The following is a 14883-nucleotide window of genomic DNA, read 5'->3' as shown; positions in this document are numbered from 1 at the left end:
GGTTGTTTTGCTAGCTCACCTTCTTGCCTGACACGGCAGTTCTGAACTGCAGCTTTCCACCCATCTTCGCTGCTGGCCGATGAGGTCGGCACGAGACCGGAAGATCCGTTCCCTGGCGCGTAGAATCGGCCCTCGAACGACCGACTAGGGCGCGTAGCAGCCATAGGTGCGATGACACCTTTGTCTGCATGTCCGGAAAGGCAGCTTTGCGCGAAAATCGCGGATAGCTGCCATGGGAGCCCGCACCGCCTTCGGTGAACGTTGAACGTATGACGTCCCGTCCAAGAGCCCTGGCATAAGCGCACAAACGGCACGAACCGGCACGCCGCTGCGCCCTCAGCCATTGTGCCCGGGCGCGCCATGCCATACCGGCAGGCGCGATGAGCCGGCTCGATTCCTTTCTTGAAGCCGCCCTCGCGCGGATCGAGCGTGCGGGGCAGCGACGGACATTGCGCGCCAGCACGCTTGCACCGGGCGGGCGCGTGCTGCGCGAGGGGCGTGAGCTGGTCGACTTTTCGAGCAACGACTACCTCGGCCTTGCCCGGCACCCGCTGCTGGTCGAGCGCGCGCGCGAATGGACGGCGGCCCACGGCACCGGCTCGGGCGCATCGCGGCTGGTGACGGGGACGAGTGCGGCCCATCTCGCGCTCGAAGCGAAGATCGCCGCGTTCAAGGGCACCGAGGCCGCGCTGCTCTTCGCCACCGGCTGGCAGGCCAACGCGGCGGTGATCCCGGCGCTGCTGGCGGCCATCCCGGGCGCGGCGGTGTTCACCGACCGGCTGATCCACGCGAGCATGCATGCCGGCGTCTCCATGGCCGGCGTGCGCCAGCACCGCTTCCGCCACAACGATCTCGACCACCTCGAAACGCTGCTGGCGAGCAAGGGCGCCGATGCCCCGGCGCGGCTGATCCTGACCGAAAGCGTGTTCTCGATGGACGGCGACCGCGCCGACCTGCCGCGCCTGGCCGCGCTTGCCGAAGCGCACGATGCCGCGCTGTTCGTCGACGAGGCTCATGCCACCGGCGTACTCGGCCCCCAGGGCAAGGGATTGAGCGCCGAAGTGCCGGGCCGGATCGACCTCATCATGGGCACCTTCAGCAAGGCGCTGGGCGGCTTCGGCGCCTATGTCGCGGGATCGCAGGTGCTGATCGACTACCTCGTCAATACGGCGAGCGGCTTCGTCTTCACCACCGCGCCGCCGCCCGCCGTACTGGGCGCGATCGACGCGGCGCTGGATATCGTGCCGGGCATGGAAGCCGAACGCGCACACCTCGCCGCGCTGGGCGAGCGCCTGCGCACCGGCCTTGCCGCGCTCGGGCTGGACCATGGCGCTTCGTCCACGCAGATCGTGCCTGCCATGATCGGCGCCGAGGAGGACACGCTGGCGCTCTCCGCAAAGCTGGAAGCGGCAGGTTTCCTCGCCTCGGCCATCCGCCCGCCGACGGTGCCGCCGGGCACCAGCCGCCTGCGCCTCGCCTTGCGCGCCAGCCATGCGCGCGAAGATGTCGATGCGTTCCTGGCGGCGCTAAAGGCCGCGCTGTGAAGCTGCTCTTCGCGCACGGCTGGGGATTCGACCGGCATGTCTGGGACGCGCTCGCCACGCTCCTGCCCGAATGGCCCCACGCCATCGACGACCGCGGCTATTTCGGCGCGCCCGATGCGCCGCGGGTCGAGGGGCCGTGCCTTGCCGTGACTCATTCCTTCGGCACCATGCGCGTGCTTTCCGATCCGCCGCCGGGCCTTGCCGGGCTCGTCGCGATCAACGGCTTCGAGCGGTTCACCGCGCTGCCCGGCAAGCCCGGCGTGCCGGTGCGCGTGGTCGACCGCATGCTGCGCCGCTTCGAGACCGACCCGCGCGCGGTCCTCGCGGACTTCCGGCACACCTGCGGGTGCGACGATCCCTTCGGCGAGATCGACGAGGCCCCGCTGCGCGCCGACCTGCTGCGCCTGCGCGATGCCCGACCGCCGCTGCCGCAAGTGCCGGTCGTGGTGCTGAGCGGCGGGCGCGATCCGATCCTGCCGCCGAACATGCGCACCTCGGTTTTCGCCGGATGCGACGTGCGGCGCGTGGACCATGAGGCAGCGGGACACCTGCTTCCGATCGAACATCCCGAACTGTGCGCGCAGGCCATCCGCGGGGCACTGGACGCACTGGCATGAGCGAGCAGCGCGAACGGATCGCCCGGGCCTTTTCCGGGGCGCGGGACTATGACCGCCACGCCCGAATCCAGCGCGAGGTGGCGCAGGCCCTTGCCGCGCGCATTGCCGCGCTCGACCTGCCGGAAAACCCGCGCGTGCTCGAAGTGGGCTGCGGCACCGGCTTCCTGACGCAGGCGCTGGCAGAGGCTGGCATAGGGGGCGGCGGGGACGGCGACTGGCTCATCACTGACATCGCCCCCGACATGCTCGCGCGCTGCCGCGAGCGGCTGGGCGAGACGCCGCATCGCCACTTCGCTGTGCTCGACGGTGAGCACGACACGCCGCAAGGCGGCCCCTTCGACCTCATCTGCTCCAGCCTCGCGCTGCAGTGGTTCGACGATGCCCCCGCCGCGCTGGCGCGCATGGCCGGATGGCTCGCGCCGGGCGGCCATTGCATCGTCACCACGCTCGGCCCCGGCAGCTTCGCCGAATGGCGCGCCGCGCACGAAGCCGAAGGGCTGGAGCCCGGAACCCCGCCTTTCGCGCCGGTGGAAGCCTTCGCCGCACTTGATCCCGAATCGCTGACGGTCGAGAATCGCGTCGAGCGCCACGCCGATGCGCGCGCCTTCCTCCATGCGGTGAAGGCGATCGGCGCCGGCACGCCCGGGCCCGGCCACCGCCCGCTACCGCCCGCTACCCTGCGCCGCGTCATGGCCGCTTTCGACCGAAACGGAGGCGAAGTGACATACGAGGTCGTGACCTGTCACCTTCACCGCGCTAGGTGACGCGCCATGCAGGCGCATCCCATCATCGTCACCGGCACCGATACCGGCATCGGCAAGACCGTTTTCGCCGCCGCGCTCACAGGCGCGCTCCACGCCCATTACTGGAAGCCGGTTCAGGCCGGGATAGAGGACGACGGCACCGATGCCGAACGGGTCGCGCGCCTTGCCGGCATGCCGCGCGAGCAGGTGCTGCCCGAAGCCTACAGCCTCGCCACGCCTTGTTCCCCACACCTCGCTGCCGAGATCGACGGCATCGCCATAGACCCGGCCCGCCTCGCCCTGCCGGACGTCGCCGGTCCGCTGGTGGTGGAAGGGGCCGGCGGCGTGCTCGTGCCGATCAGCCGCAGCGAGACCTATGCCGACCAGTTCGCCCGCTGGCAGGCCCCGGCCGTGCTGGTCGCGCGCACCACGCTCGGCACCATCAACCATTCGCTGCTTTCGATCGAGGCGCTGCGCGCGCGCGGCGTGCCGATCCTGGGCGTGGCCTTCGTCGGCGAGCCGGTGGAGGACAGCGAGGCGACGATCTGCGCCATGGGCAAGGTCCGCCGCCTCGGTCGCCTGCCCGTGCTCGACCCGCTGACTCCCAAGTCGCTGCGGGCCGCCTTTTCAGAGAACTTCCGACTGGAGGACTTCACCGCGTGACTTCATCCATCTGGCACCCCTTCACCCAGCACGGCCTGCAGGAACCGATCCCGCTGGTGGAAAGCGCGCAAGGTGCCCTCCTGCAAACCGCCGAAGGGCCGATGATCGATGCCATTTCCTCGTGGTGGGTAACGACGCACGGCCACTGTAACCCGCGCATCATGGCCGCGATCGCCGAACAGGCGCAGAAGCTCGACCAGGTGATCTTCGCGGGCTGGACCCACCAGCCGGCCGAGGATGTCGCGGCGGGCCTGCGCGCGATCATGCCCGAAAGCCTGACGCGCGTGTTCTTTTCCGATTCCGGCTCGACCTGCGTCGAAGTCGCGCTGAAGATGGCGCTCGGCTACTGGCACGCGCGCGGCGAACAGCGCCACCGCATCGTGGTGATGGAGCACAGCTATCACGGCGACACCATCGGCACGATGTCCGTGGGCGAGCGCGGCGTGTTCAACCAGGCCTACGAGCCGCTGCTGTTCGACGTGGCGCGCATTCCCTTCCCCGCTGCCAGCGCCGAACAGGAAACGCTCGATGCGCTGGAGGCCTTCTGCAAGCAGCCCGACACGGCCGCGCTGATCGTCGAGCCGCTGGTGCTCGGCGCGGGCGGCATGCTGGTCTATTCCGCCGAGACGCTGGCGGCGATGCACGCCATCTGCGCGCGCCACGGCGTGCTGTTCATCGCCGACGAAGTCATGACCGGCTGGGGCCGCACCGGCACCCTGCTCGCCTGCGAACAGGCGGATGTCGTGCCCGACATCCTGTGCCTTTCGAAAGGGCTGACCGGCGGTTCGATGCCGCTTGCCGTCACCATGGCGAGCGAGCCGATCTTCGAGGCGCACTGGTCGACCGACCGCGCGAAGATGTTCTTCCACTCCTCCAGCTACACCGCCAACCCGCTCGCCTGCGCGGCGGCCAGCGCCAACCTCGCGATCTGGCGCGAGGAACCGGTGCGCGAGCGCATCGCCGCGCTCGCCGCAAAGCAGGCCGCATGGCTGGAGAAGCTCGGCCAGTTCTGCCACTTCAACAATCCGCGCCAGCTCGGCACGCTCGCCGCGCTCGACCTCAAGACCAGCGGCGAGGGCGGCTACCTCGATACCCTCGCCCCGCGCCTGATGGCCTTCTTCCGCGAGCGAGGCGTGCTGCTGCGCCCCCTGGGCAACACGATCTACGTGATGCCGCCCTACTGCATCACCGACGACCAACTGGCGCAGGTGTGGGACGCGATTGGGGAAGCGGTGATTTCGTTTTGATCTGCGGCGGGACGGCAGCTATGCGCCCATCTCGGTCATAAGGGTAACCCTGCCGATATCCTGAAAGCGGACATAGTGACTGACGGGATTGGAACGGCGGTGATGCTGTCCGGTAGAATAGTTGGTCGGGTCCGAGTATGCCTCAATCATGGCCTTCTCGAATCCTCAAGTGTACATGGCCGAACTGGCGGGGCCGCTCTGCCGTCGCCTTAAGGCGGAGCCAACCGCCTACGACCTCGCCATTGCGACCTGCATCATTCTGTACCATTTTGCTGATGTGGTGGCCCACGTGCGGGGCGGTAAGCCACATGAAGTCGCGGACGAGATCGCGGCGAAGGTCCCGGACTTCCACACGATCCGGGCGATTGCCAACGCAGGCAAGCACGTAGAGCTGACCCGCCATCCGAAGTCTGAGTTGATAGGGCTGCGTGCTGAGCACATGGTCAGAGGGAAAGGCGCGGCGTTTAGCGACGGGTCTTATTTCGCAGGCAATGTAACTTGGTCTGACATGCCGGAGGCCGTGGTTGTGGAAACGCCGGATGGTCGGCTGCACGATGTGCCACACCTGTGCGCACGCGTCTTCAAAGCGCTCTGCTCTGACACCGAGCTTTTCCAAGTTTGACGCGCGAACACGGCATTCCAGCAAATACTCTAACCGGCGGCCTGGTGCCCATGTCGGTCGTTCGAGGGCTGATTTGACGTCCCCGCATCCCGACTGTCCGGTTCTTCCTGGCGACTAAAATGTCAAACGCCCGAGATGAGTGGGAAGCCGACATACAAAGTGATATTGGTTTCAAATGATTGCAGCCCTTCTACTAGCCTCTGCCACATCCTTCGACCCTTGGTTGATCTTCGATCGATCACCAGCACGTGAACATTCTTCTGAGACGATTGAGGTTGGAACCCTGCACGACGACGAAGACTTCAGTTACGAGTTCAGACGAACCGTTCGAAATGAGCATGGCGAAGTAGTCTATTGGACGGATACGAGGCGCTGTCCTCAGGCACTTGACGTATTGATTTCAGCGGAGAAATTAGAAAGCCCAGCTGTTTCCATACCATTCCTGCTGGGCAAGGATTTAATCGTCACCGCTGATGGCACAGGTTATCACTTAAAGGCGGACGCTCAATATCCTGAGCACGGACTAGGAACCATCGAGTTTAACTCGAACAGTGGCACACCCTTGGCGCAATGGGTCGATGATAGCTTAGCAAGGTTGGAACCTTGCTGGAAAGCAAATCGCATGTCACGATGAAGGTCCGCTCCGTTGTCGTTTGCCGAATGGCAGCTTCAATGTGCGAGGAAGCGAAAAGCGGACGGTCCGCAACCGGCCCAACCAGGCACCAACGCTTTCCTACACACGCCCAGCCTGTCACATTGGCTCAGGCTCTCAGCCACCGCTCCTTGAACTGTGCATTCCGCCACCTCCACGGACGCGCCGTAACCAACGGACGTGATCGCGGCAGGTAAAGTGACATCTCATCACTGCAAGGTGACACCTCCCGGCCGCAAAGTGACACTTTCGCCCACAAGGTGACGCTTTTTCCCTCTGGACCGTGTCAGCCGTGTCAACCGAAGTGTCACCTTGCGGCCAGGGACAGCTCCGCTACCGCGAGTGAATCGCATCTTATCGATGTAATCGCACAATCCGCCGCCCGCTGATCGCCTCAGTCGATCAGATCAATCGAATCATCGCGCTACAAATCGTCATGCGGTGCGACTATCTCCCTCTCGTCAGTTCAACACCCAATCGAGGGAGACACAATCCATGGGTATCATCGGCAGCAGCATCAAGCCGTTCAAGAACACCGCGTTCCAGGCAGGCAAGGACTTCTTCGACGTCACCGAAAAGGACATCGAAGGCAAGTGGGCCGTGTTCTTCTTCTATCCGGCCGACTTCACCTTCGTCTGCCCGACCGAGCTGGAAGACCTCGCCGAGCAGTACGAGACCCTGCAGGGCATGGGCGTGGAAGTGTTCGGCGTGTCGACCGACACCCACTTCTGCCACAAGGCCTGGCACGACACTTCGGAAAAGATCGCCAAGTGCACCTACCCGTTCCTCGGCGACCAGAACCACGAGCTGTCGAACAACTTCGGCGTGCTGCGTGACGCCGGCCTTGCCGACCGCGCGACTTTCGTGATCGATCCCGACGGCGTGATCCAGATCATGGAAATCACCCCCGAGGGCGTGGGCCGCAACGCCACCGAACTCGTCCGCAAGATCAAGGCCGCCAAGTACTGGCGCGAACACCCCGGCCAGGTCTGCCCGGCCAAGTGGGAAGAAGGCGCCGAGACCCTGGCTCCCTCGCTCGACCTCGTCGGCAAGCTCTGAGCCTCCCCTCGGGTCGTTCCGAGGACAGTGGCCCTGACGGCCACTGAACGGCGCGGCCCGGGGCAGCCCCCCTCCCCCCAGCCCCGGGCCGCCACTCGTTCCCAACCCGATTCATCAGACAGGACCCCTGACCATGCTCGACGCCACCCTGAAGCAGCAGCTCTCGCAATACCTCGGCATGCTGCGCGAGCCGATCGAGCTCGTCGCCTCGCTTGGCGACGATGCAAAGTCGGCAGAAACCCGCGAGTTGCTGGAAGTGATCGCCGGCCTGTCCGACAAGGTCAGCGCCCGGTTCGACGGTGACAATACCCGCAAGCCCAGTTTTACCATTGCCGCCAGGGCCCGGCCCGAAGCCGAAGTGCGCTTCGCCGGCGTGCCGATGGGCCATGAATTCACCTCGCTGGTGCTCGCCCTGCTGTGGGCTGGCGGCCACCCGCCGAAGGTTTCCGACGAAGTGCTGGAGCAGATCGCGGCGCTCGACGGCGAAATGACCTTCGAGATGTATTTCTCGCTCTCGTGCCACAACTGCCCCGACGTGGTGCAGGCGCTCACGCTGATCGCGCTGAAGAACCCGAAGGCCAAGGTGACGCTGATCGAAGGCGGCACCTACCAGGCCGAGGTCGAGGAACGCGGCGTCATGGCCGTGCCGGCCACGTTCCTGAACGGCGAGATGTGGGCCTCGGGCAAGATCAGCCTGGAGGAGATTCTCGGAAAGCTCGATACCGGCGCCGAAGCCAAGGCAGCCGCCAAGCTGGCCGGGAAAAAGCCCTTCGAAGTGCTGGTCGTCGGCGGCGGCCCCGCCGGTGCCGCGGCCGCGATCTACACCGCGCGCAAGGGCTTCTCGACCGGCATCGCCGCCGAACGCATGGGCGGCCAGGTGCAGGACACCATGGGCATCGAGAACTTCATCTCGGTTCCCTACACCGAAGGTCCCAAGCTGGCGGCCGCGCTCGAACAGCACATCGCCGAGTACGACATCGACGCGATGAACCTGCTGCGCGCGGAAAAGCTGATCCCGGCCAGGGAACTGGGCGGCTACCACGAGGTCGTCTTCTCGAACGGCGCCTCGCTCAAGGCCCGCAGCCTCGTGCTCACCACCGGCGCGCGCTGGCGCAATCTGGGCGTGCCCGGCGAGGCCGAGTACAAGACCAAGGGCGTGGCCTATTGCCCGCACTGCGATGGCCCGCTGTTCAAGGGCAAACGCGTGGCGGTGATCGGTGGCGGCAACTCGGGCGTCGAGGCGGCGATCGACCTCGCCAACATCGTCGGCCACGTGACGCTGATCGAATTCGATCCCAAGCTGCGCGCCGACCAGGTGCTGCAGGACAAGCTGCGCTCGTTCGCGAATGTCGACATCATCGTCTCGGCCCAGACCACCGAGGTCACCGGCGACGGCGAGAAGGTGAACGGCCTGACCTACAAGGACCGCGAGTCCGGCGAGGAAAGGCATGTCGAGCTGGAAGGCGTATTCGTCCAGATCGGGCTGGTGCCCAACACCGAGTGGCTCAAGGACTCCGGGGTGGAACTGTCTCCCCGCGGCGAGATCGTCATCGACGAGAAGGCCGCGACCAACGTGCCGGGCGTGTTCGCCGCCGGCGACGCCACCACGGTGCCCTACAAGCAGATCATCATCGCCATGGGCGAAGGCTCGAAGGCGGCGCTGTCGGCCTTCGACTATCTGATCCGCAACGAAGCGCCGACCGAGATCGCGCAAGCGGCCTGAACGCCAACGAGGTTGAACTGCCGATGAGGCGGGCGGGCGGGAACCGAAGGGTTCCCGCCCGTTGTCGTTCGTGCCGCCGAAAAACGCCCGGGGAACGCCATGGTCCCGACGCTTTTCCGCCGATCATACCCTCATTCCACGAACGGAAAAAAGTCGTTCTCTCCACCCGGGTTGAAAATTTTAAGATTCGTATATATATCGTCTTACATGACCAATAATATATCGGAATTTCATCGCTTCGCATATCGAGAAGACAACTTCCACGAACTTCGCGAATATTGCGAAGAAAAGGGCATCTGGATTTGCCAGTCGCTGCGTAGATCCGGACCCATGACTTTTGCCCTTGCAAGAAACGGCGATGTCGCTTCTGACCTGAGTTCCCGTTTTAGCTAAGACCGGCAACGTACAGCGCTTCGCGCACCGCCTTTTCGAAAAGCACATCGCGCACCCGTGCCATCATGGCGCCGGTGCGCGCTTCATATGCGACGATCTGATACACCGGGCCGCTCGACAGTCATGCTGCAGCGCCGCATAAGGCGGCATGGACATCTTCCTGCAGTATGAGCGCGCGATCGACTGGATCGTGGCGCAATGCCCCGAACCCGACAAGTTCGCCCATACCTACGCGGGTATCGCCATCTGGTTTCTCGCCGCGCTATGGTCGCGCAAGCCGCTCTATTCCCTCTGGACGCTGGTTCCGGTCATCGGACTCGAACTCGCGAACGAAACGATGGACAGGTTTGCGCACGGCGCCTGGTTCTGGCCGGACACGCTGCGGGACATGGCGGCCACGTGGTTCTGGCCCGTCGTGATGGTCGGATTGATGCGCCTGTTCCCCTCGCTCACGGGCCGCCCGCTCACAGGCGATCGCCCCAGCGAACCGATAGGACTAGCGCCGGCGCCGCAGCACGAGATAGAGAGCCCCATGCCCTCCATGCCGCCGGTGCGCGCCCCTGATCGCCACGATGTCGGAAGCGTGCTCGCTGGCGGCGAGCCAGTCTGAAATCTTCGCGCGAATGGCGCCGCGCCGCTCGCCCCGGTCCATCGCGTCGACCGGCCGGGGCTTGCCGGTAACCACCAGCACGACCCGCGCGCCCATCGCCCGCGCCTGCATCAACCCGTGCATCAGCCGGCTGTGAGCCACCTCGAGACTGGCCCCGTGCAGATCGAGACTGAAGTCCGGGACCAGCCCTCCCTTGGAAATGCGCTTTTCCCATGACCCGTCGAGGTGGAGCGGCGCATCGGCCTTCGGCTTCGCCGGCACTGCCTTGGGCGGCAGCGGAGGCGGCACGCGCCCTTTGACTTTCTTGCCTGACGGCAACGGCTTGCTCGGCGCCAAAGGCACGGGCACCGCGCTCTCGACACGCTTCGCCTGCGCGCCTTCCCGCCCCGGGGAACGATCGAGGGGCGTGACGGTCCGCGCGACTTGCGCCCAGACCTGCGCTTCCTCAGCGCTCAGCCTGCGCCCGGGACGCCTCACCCCACGCCCAGCCTGGCGAGCGTTCCCCTCGGCACCAGCACCAGCGCTTGACCGCGCGCGCTCATGCCGCCGGCAATCGTCCGCGCCTGGTCGCCCGCGCCCCAGAAGGTATCGAAACGGTTGGCACCCTTGATCGCGCCGCCAGTGTCCTGCGCAATCCACAGGCCGTCCGCCTCGCCCCGGTCGAGATCGAGCCAGACCGGCGCGCCGAGCGGCACGTAGCGCGGATCGGCCGCGACCGAGCTGCGGGGCCGCACCGGTACATTCAGCGCCCCTAGGGGGCCGTCGCCCACCAACGCCTTGAAGAAAACATAGGACTTGTTCTCGTCCATCAGCGCCCGCCCCTCGGCGGGATGTTCGCGGATGTACTGCATGATGCCCTGCATCGAGCCGGGATACTGCCCGGGCCCGTCGCCAATCAGCCCGCGCTCGCGCATGACGGCACCGATGCCGGTATAGGCAAGGCCGTTCTGGCCCGCATAGCCGATGCGCATCACCGAGCCGTCGGGTGCGCGCAGCCGCCCCGAACCCTGGACCTGAAGGAAGAAGAACTCCACCGGATCGGCCGCCCAGGCAATTTCCCGCCCGCGACCCATCAACGCACCCTGCTCGATCGCCGCGCGGTCGTAGTAGGGGACGAAAGTCCCGTCGCCGCCGTAGCGGCCAAGCGGCATCTTGCCGCTGGCAAGCGGCTGTGCATCACCCGCACGCGCGCGCACCAGATCGGACGGCACGCCGTAGACGGGCACGTCGAAACCCGGCATGCGCCTGGACGAACCAACGATTTCAGGCTCGTAATAGCCGGTCGCGTGCGCCTTGCCATCGCCGACCTGCACCGCTTCGAAATAGCTGACGAAGAAGAGGACGGCCGACCCCGCCCCCCAGTTGGCTGCCGCCGTGCAGGCCTGGCGCCAGTCGTCCGGTCGGGTGAGGCCGCTGCCATCGGTGCGCGACATGACACGCGGACAGCTTTCGCGAAACGCGGCCAGCGCCGCGGTGGCATCCTTCTCGGTCAGCGACAGATCTGCCAGCGATGGTCCGGGCCGCACGCCGAGTGCAACGGCCGTAGGCGCCGGGGGCAGCTCCGGGCCGGCTTGACGCGGGATGACGTTGACGCACGAAGCCAGCAGGGTCAGGAGCGAAAGCGCCACCAGCTTGCGGGCCTGCTTGCGCCCCGGCACTCTCCCTGATCGCAAGATCACCCTCCCTGCGCGGGGACACCGGGCCCCCGGGAAGAACCTCAGCCCTGGTCGGTCTCGTCGAGCAACCAGTCGGGATCGGGCGAATTGAGCGCGCGGGTGAAGGTCCACACGTCGACCGCCTCCACCGCATCGTCAAGCGATCCGGCGATCACGTCGCCCTCGGCATTGCGGGTGACGGCGGCGATGTCCGCACGGAAGCGCAGCGTGATGCGTGCAAAGCCGTTTTCCACGCCGGCGGCGATAACGGCACATTCCTCGATCCGCACCAGCCGGTTTTCGAGCGTTTCGCCCGCTTCGACGCGCGCATCGATGGCGCCTGCGAAACTGGCGTAGACCTCATCGTCGCAAAGGTGCCGGAGTTCTTCCTTGTCGCCCTTCCAGAAGGCTTCGAGGATCATGCGATAGGCACCGCGCGCGCCTTCGAGGAAGGCAAAGGCATCGAAACGGCGGTCGGCACTGGCGATCTCTGCCAGCCCGCGCTCGGCCGGGGCCGGAACCAGCGGCATTTCACGCGGACGCTGCACCTGATCGGCCTGACCCCGATCTTCCGACTTGGCATCGGGCTTCTGCTGGGCCGGGACACGCGGAGCACCCGGACGGCCCTGGCGTCCCTCGAAACGGCCCTGGATCGGCTCTTCCTCGTGCTCGGCACGACGACCAAGCACGGAGTACAGCCGCAGCCCCAGGAAAGCCGCGATCATGGCCAGGATCACAATTTCGGGTGTCACGTCCCTTTATCCATTCCTTATGCGTACGTTTGCCAGCGCCATCGGATTCGCGTTGCAATTGTTGAACATAGCCTGAGATAGGTACGGTTTACAAATGAACAACGCGTGAGCAGGCCGATCGGGGCAATTTTTCCCCGATCTGCGGCGGATTCGCCTCGACTCGGCACGGATTCGTTCCACTCGCGGGACGGACAGGCCCCCGGCGGCCGGGCGGAAGCCGGCGAACGCGGCCACCACAAATTCCCGCAACGGGTGTTCCACGCCGGCGCAAAATGCTTTAGGCGCGCCCGCTGATACAGAATTCTTTGCGGGAATCTCAAAAAATGGCCGACGAAGGCAACATCATCTCCGACCTCAACCTGGGCAACGGCGCCGACACCGCGCCGTCCGCCGGGATCATCTCGCAGTACGTCAAGGACCTCTCGGTCGAGAACCCGAACGCGCCGCAGAGCTTCTCGTGGCAGGATGCGCCGCAGATCGACGTGCAGTTCAACATCGGCGCCCGGACGATCGACACCGACGTGCACGAGGTCGAACTGAAGATCACCTGCGTGTCGAAGGCGGAAACCGGCACGGCCTTCGTCGTCGACCTCAGCTATTGCGCGCTGGTCGGCATGCGCAACCTGGACGAAGGACAGAGCCACGCGTTCCTGTTCGCCGAGGCGCCGCGCATCCTGTTCCCCTTCGCCCGCCGCGTGATCGCCGATGCCGTGCGCGATGCCGGCTTCGCGCCGCTGATGCTGGAGCCGATCGACTTCAACGGTCTCTATGCCCAGCAGCTTCAGGCCCAGGCGCAGCAGCAGGCGGACGACGCGCAGGGCGAACCGGCTGGCAACGCCTGACCCGGACAGCGCTGGCGACCGCCCCGGACCGGCCATGAAGGGCCCGCGCGCATGAGCCTCGTCCGCAACGTCGGCACGATCGGCGGACTGACGGCGCTCAGCCGCGTCTTCGGCTTCGTGCGCGACATGCTGATCGCGCGCGTGCTGGGCGCGGGCATGGCCGCCGACGCCTTCCAGCTCGCCTTCGTCCTGCCCAACACGTTCCGGCGTCTCTTCGCCGAGGGTGCGTTCTCCGTCGCCTTCGTGCCGATGTACACGCGCACCCTGGCAGGCGAAGGCGGCGAGGATGCGGCCGACAGGTTCGCCAGCGACGTGCTGGCCGTGTTCATCTGGGTCCTGCTGGGCTTTTCCGCGATCGCCATGCTGGTGATGCCCGGCATCGTCTACCTCCTGGCCAGCGAGTACCAGTCGGTCCCCGGCAAGTTCGAGCTGGCCGTCACCCTGTCGCGGATCACGTTCCCGTATCTCGGTCTTGTCAGCCTCGTCGCGATGCTGTCCGGCCTGCTCAACGCCCATTCGAAATTCGCCCCGGGCGCTTTCGTGCCAGTGCTGCTCAACATCGTGCTGATCACCGGCATCGTGACCGGTTACTACTTGCGCGAGGCCGGCGGCACCGACGTGACCGTGGCCTACGTTCAGGCCGTCGCCGTGGCGGTGGCCGGCGCCGCGCAGCTGCTCTACATGGCATGGGCCACGCGCAAGGCCGGCGTCCGCCTGAAGATGACGCTGCCCCGGTTCACGCCGGAGGTGAAGCGCCTCGGCCTGCTGATCCTGCCCGCGACGTTCGGCGCGGGCGTCTATCAGATCAGCCAGTTCGTCGACACGTTCTTCGCCACCTCGCTGGCGCAGGGCTCGCTCACGCTGCTCAAGTACGCCGACCGGCTGAACCAGATGCCGCTCGGCATCGTCGGCATCGCGCTGGGCACGGCGATCCTGCCGATGCTCGCGCGCCACATCCAGACCGGCGATTCCCGCGAGGCCCAGCGCCTTCAGGCCAATGCCGTGGAAATGGCCACGCTGCTTACCCTGCCTGCGGCCGCCGCGCTGGCAATCTGCGCCCCGGCTTTCGTCACCGCCTTCTTCGTCGGCGGCAAGATGACCGCCGCAAACGGCGCGATCATGGCCGACATCGTGGTTGCGCTGGTCATCGGCCTGCCCAGCTACGTCCTCGTGAAAGTGTTCCAGCCCGCATTCTTCAGCCGCGAGGATACGCGCACGCCGGTGTGGATTTCCGCCGCCGCGCTGATCGTCAACATCGGCGTGAACATCGTCGTGGTGCCGCGCTTCGGGATTGTCGGCCTCGCCGCGGCGACGGCTTTCACGTCCACGCTCAATGTGCTTACGCTCTATACCATCCTGCAACTGCGCGGATGGTTCCACTTTTCCGCCAAGCTGGCCGGACGCATCGGCCGCCAGCTCGTCGCCACGGCGGCGATGAGCGCGGCGCTGATCGCGTTGATGCCGCTCATGGCAGGGCATTACGGCGGCAATGTGCTGGAAAAGGTCTGGTCGCTCGGCGCGCTATGCGGCACCGGACTCGCGGTATTCTTCGGCGTGGCCTATGCCATCGGCGCGCTCGACAAGGACCTGATCGCCCAGCTTCGGCGGCGCAAGCCCGCCGCGAAGGCGGATTAGGCATCCCGGCCGAGGCTTCCATGCCTGCGGATTTGTGCTAAGGGCTCGCGCCATGCAGGCTTTCTCGCTCCTCTGGAATCATGGCCTCCGGATGCTTGATCGGCGTCCCGGCCGGGCGGCCTGGCG

15 protein-coding genes are annotated in these 14883 nt (G+C 66.0%); 12 read left to right on the top strand and 3 right to left on the bottom strand.

Going from position 1 to position 14883, the window contains the following annotated elements; all coding sequences use genetic code 11:
- Nucleotides 1-380 precede the first annotated feature (380 nt).
- From bioF to NZK81_RS05910, 10 genes are all read left to right on the top strand, one after another.
- A complete protein-coding gene (gene bioF / locus NZK81_RS05955) occupies nucleotides 381-1544 on the top strand; it encodes an 8-amino-7-oxononanoate synthase (RefSeq protein ID WP_260044854.1) in 1164 nt (387 codons plus the stop codon).
- The gene (locus NZK81_RS05950; RefSeq protein ID WP_260044852.1) at nucleotides 1541-2161 is read left to right on the top strand and encodes an alpha/beta fold hydrolase; all 621 of its coding nucleotides are present in this window, start codon (nucleotides 1541-1543) and stop codon (nucleotides 2159-2161) included. The genes bioF and NZK81_RS05950 overlap by 4 nt, the downstream gene beginning before the upstream one ends.
- The gene (locus NZK81_RS05945) at nucleotides 2158-2925 is read left to right on the top strand and encodes a methyltransferase domain-containing protein (RefSeq protein ID WP_260044851.1); all 768 of its coding nucleotides are present in this window, start codon (nucleotides 2158-2160) and stop codon (nucleotides 2923-2925) included. The genes NZK81_RS05950 and NZK81_RS05945 overlap by 4 nt, the downstream gene beginning before the upstream one ends.
- Before the next feature lie 6 nt (nucleotides 2926-2931).
- The gene (gene bioD, locus NZK81_RS05940; protein ID WP_260044850.1) at nucleotides 2932-3567 is read left to right on the top strand and encodes a dethiobiotin synthase; all 636 of its coding nucleotides are present in this window, start codon (nucleotides 2932-2934) and stop codon (nucleotides 3565-3567) included.
- Nucleotides 3564-4814, top strand: coding sequence for an adenosylmethionine--8-amino-7-oxononanoate transaminase (locus NZK81_RS05935; RefSeq protein WP_260044848.1), 1251 nt, complete (start codon nucleotides 3564-3566; stop codon nucleotides 4812-4814). Before bioD ends, NZK81_RS05935 begins: the two co-directional genes overlap by 4 nt.
- Before the next feature lie 148 nt (nucleotides 4815-4962).
- A complete protein-coding gene (locus tag NZK81_RS05930) occupies nucleotides 4963-5436 on the top strand; it encodes a hypothetical protein (protein WP_260044847.1) in 474 nt (157 codons plus the stop codon).
- Nucleotides 5437-5611: 175 nt separating this feature from the next.
- Complete coding sequence (locus NZK81_RS05925) at nucleotides 5612-6070, top strand: hypothetical protein (protein ID WP_260044845.1); 459 nt, start codon at nucleotides 5612-5614, stop codon at nucleotides 6068-6070.
- A gap of 513 nt (nucleotides 6071-6583) precedes the next feature.
- Nucleotides 6584-7147, top strand: coding sequence for an alkyl hydroperoxide reductase subunit C (ahpC, locus tag NZK81_RS05920; RefSeq protein WP_260044843.1), 564 nt, complete (start codon nucleotides 6584-6586; stop codon nucleotides 7145-7147).
- Nucleotides 7148-7280: 133 nt separating this feature from the next.
- Nucleotides 7281-8870: an alkyl hydroperoxide reductase subunit F gene (gene ahpF, locus NZK81_RS05915; protein ID WP_260044841.1), complete on the top strand. Its 1590-nt coding sequence runs from the start codon at nucleotides 7281-7283 to the stop codon at nucleotides 8868-8870.
- A gap of 541 nt (nucleotides 8871-9411) precedes the next feature.
- Nucleotides 9412-9873: a hypothetical protein gene (locus tag NZK81_RS05910; RefSeq protein ID WP_260044839.1), complete on the top strand. Its 462-nt coding sequence runs from the start codon at nucleotides 9412-9414 to the stop codon at nucleotides 9871-9873.
- On the opposite strand, the gene NZK81_RS05905 is transcribed toward NZK81_RS05910, so the two are convergent.
- Genes NZK81_RS05905 through NZK81_RS05895 form a run of 3 tightly spaced genes read right to left on the bottom strand, consistent with a single transcriptional unit; the run spans nucleotide 9760 to nucleotide 12280 of the window.
- Nucleotides 9760-10350: a Smr/MutS family protein gene (locus NZK81_RS05905; RefSeq protein WP_260044837.1), complete on the bottom strand. Its 591-nt coding sequence runs from the start codon at nucleotides 10348-10350 to the stop codon at nucleotides 9760-9762. The two genes, NZK81_RS05910 and NZK81_RS05905, sit on opposite strands and share 114 nt — an antisense overlap.
- Nucleotides 10347-11546, bottom strand: a complete 1200-nt coding sequence (mltA, locus tag NZK81_RS05900; RefSeq protein ID WP_260044835.1) for a murein transglycosylase A — start codon at nucleotides 11544-11546, stop codon at nucleotides 10347-10349. The genes NZK81_RS05905 and mltA overlap by 4 nt, the downstream gene beginning before the upstream one ends.
- Before the next feature lie 44 nt (nucleotides 11547-11590).
- The gene (locus NZK81_RS05895; RefSeq protein ID WP_260044833.1) at nucleotides 11591-12280 is read right to left on the bottom strand and encodes a Tim44/TimA family putative adaptor protein; all 690 of its coding nucleotides are present in this window, start codon (nucleotides 12278-12280) and stop codon (nucleotides 11591-11593) included.
- Between the two features lie 323 nt (nucleotides 12281-12603).
- Between NZK81_RS05895 and secB the strand changes: the two genes are divergently transcribed.
- Entirely contained in the window at nucleotides 12604-13122 is a 519-nt protein-coding gene (secB, locus tag NZK81_RS05890; protein ID WP_260044832.1) for a protein-export chaperone SecB, read from the top strand.
- 51 nt (nucleotides 13123-13173) lie between these two features.
- Entirely contained in the window at nucleotides 13174-14757 is a 1584-nt protein-coding gene (murJ, locus tag NZK81_RS05885) for a murein biosynthesis integral membrane protein MurJ (RefSeq protein ID WP_260044830.1), read from the top strand.
- Nucleotides 14758-14883: the final 126 nt, after the last annotated feature.

This window comes from Novosphingobium mangrovisedimenti (assembly GCF_025153475.1).
Classification (GTDB): Bacteria; Pseudomonadota; Alphaproteobacteria; order Sphingomonadales; family Sphingomonadaceae; genus Novosphingobium; species Novosphingobium mangrovi_A.
The sequence above is the reverse complement of the archived record's forward strand: the minus strand, read 5'-3'. Positions and strand labels throughout refer to the sequence as shown.

Coding starts and splice junctions, on each gene's coding strand:
- bioD (WP_260044850.1), top strand. CDS start 2,932: ATGCAGGCGCATCCCATCATCGTCACCGGCACCGATACCGGCATCGGC.
- NZK81_RS05910 (WP_260044839.1), top strand. CDS start 9,412: ATGGACATCTTCCTGCAGTATGAGCGCGCGATCGACTGGATCGTGGCG.
- ahpF (WP_260044841.1), top strand. CDS start 7,281: ATGCTCGACGCCACCCTGAAGCAGCAGCTCTCGCAATACCTCGGCATG.
- murJ (WP_260044830.1), top strand. CDS start 13,174: ATGAGCCTCGTCCGCAACGTCGGCACGATCGGCGGACTGACGGCGCTC.
- bioF (WP_260044854.1), top strand. CDS start 381: ATGAGCCGGCTCGATTCCTTTCTTGAAGCCGCCCTCGCGCGGATCGAG.
- secB (WP_260044832.1), top strand. CDS start 12,604: ATGGCCGACGAAGGCAACATCATCTCCGACCTCAACCTGGGCAACGGC.
- ahpC (WP_260044843.1), top strand. CDS start 6,584: ATGGGTATCATCGGCAGCAGCATCAAGCCGTTCAAGAACACCGCGTTC.
- NZK81_RS05925 (WP_260044845.1), top strand. CDS start 5,612: ATGATTGCAGCCCTTCTACTAGCCTCTGCCACATCCTTCGACCCTTGG.
- NZK81_RS05945 (WP_260044851.1), top strand. CDS start 2,158: ATGAGCGAGCAGCGCGAACGGATCGCCCGGGCCTTTTCCGGGGCGCGG.
- NZK81_RS05930 (WP_260044847.1), top strand. CDS start 4,963: ATGGCCTTCTCGAATCCTCAAGTGTACATGGCCGAACTGGCGGGGCCG.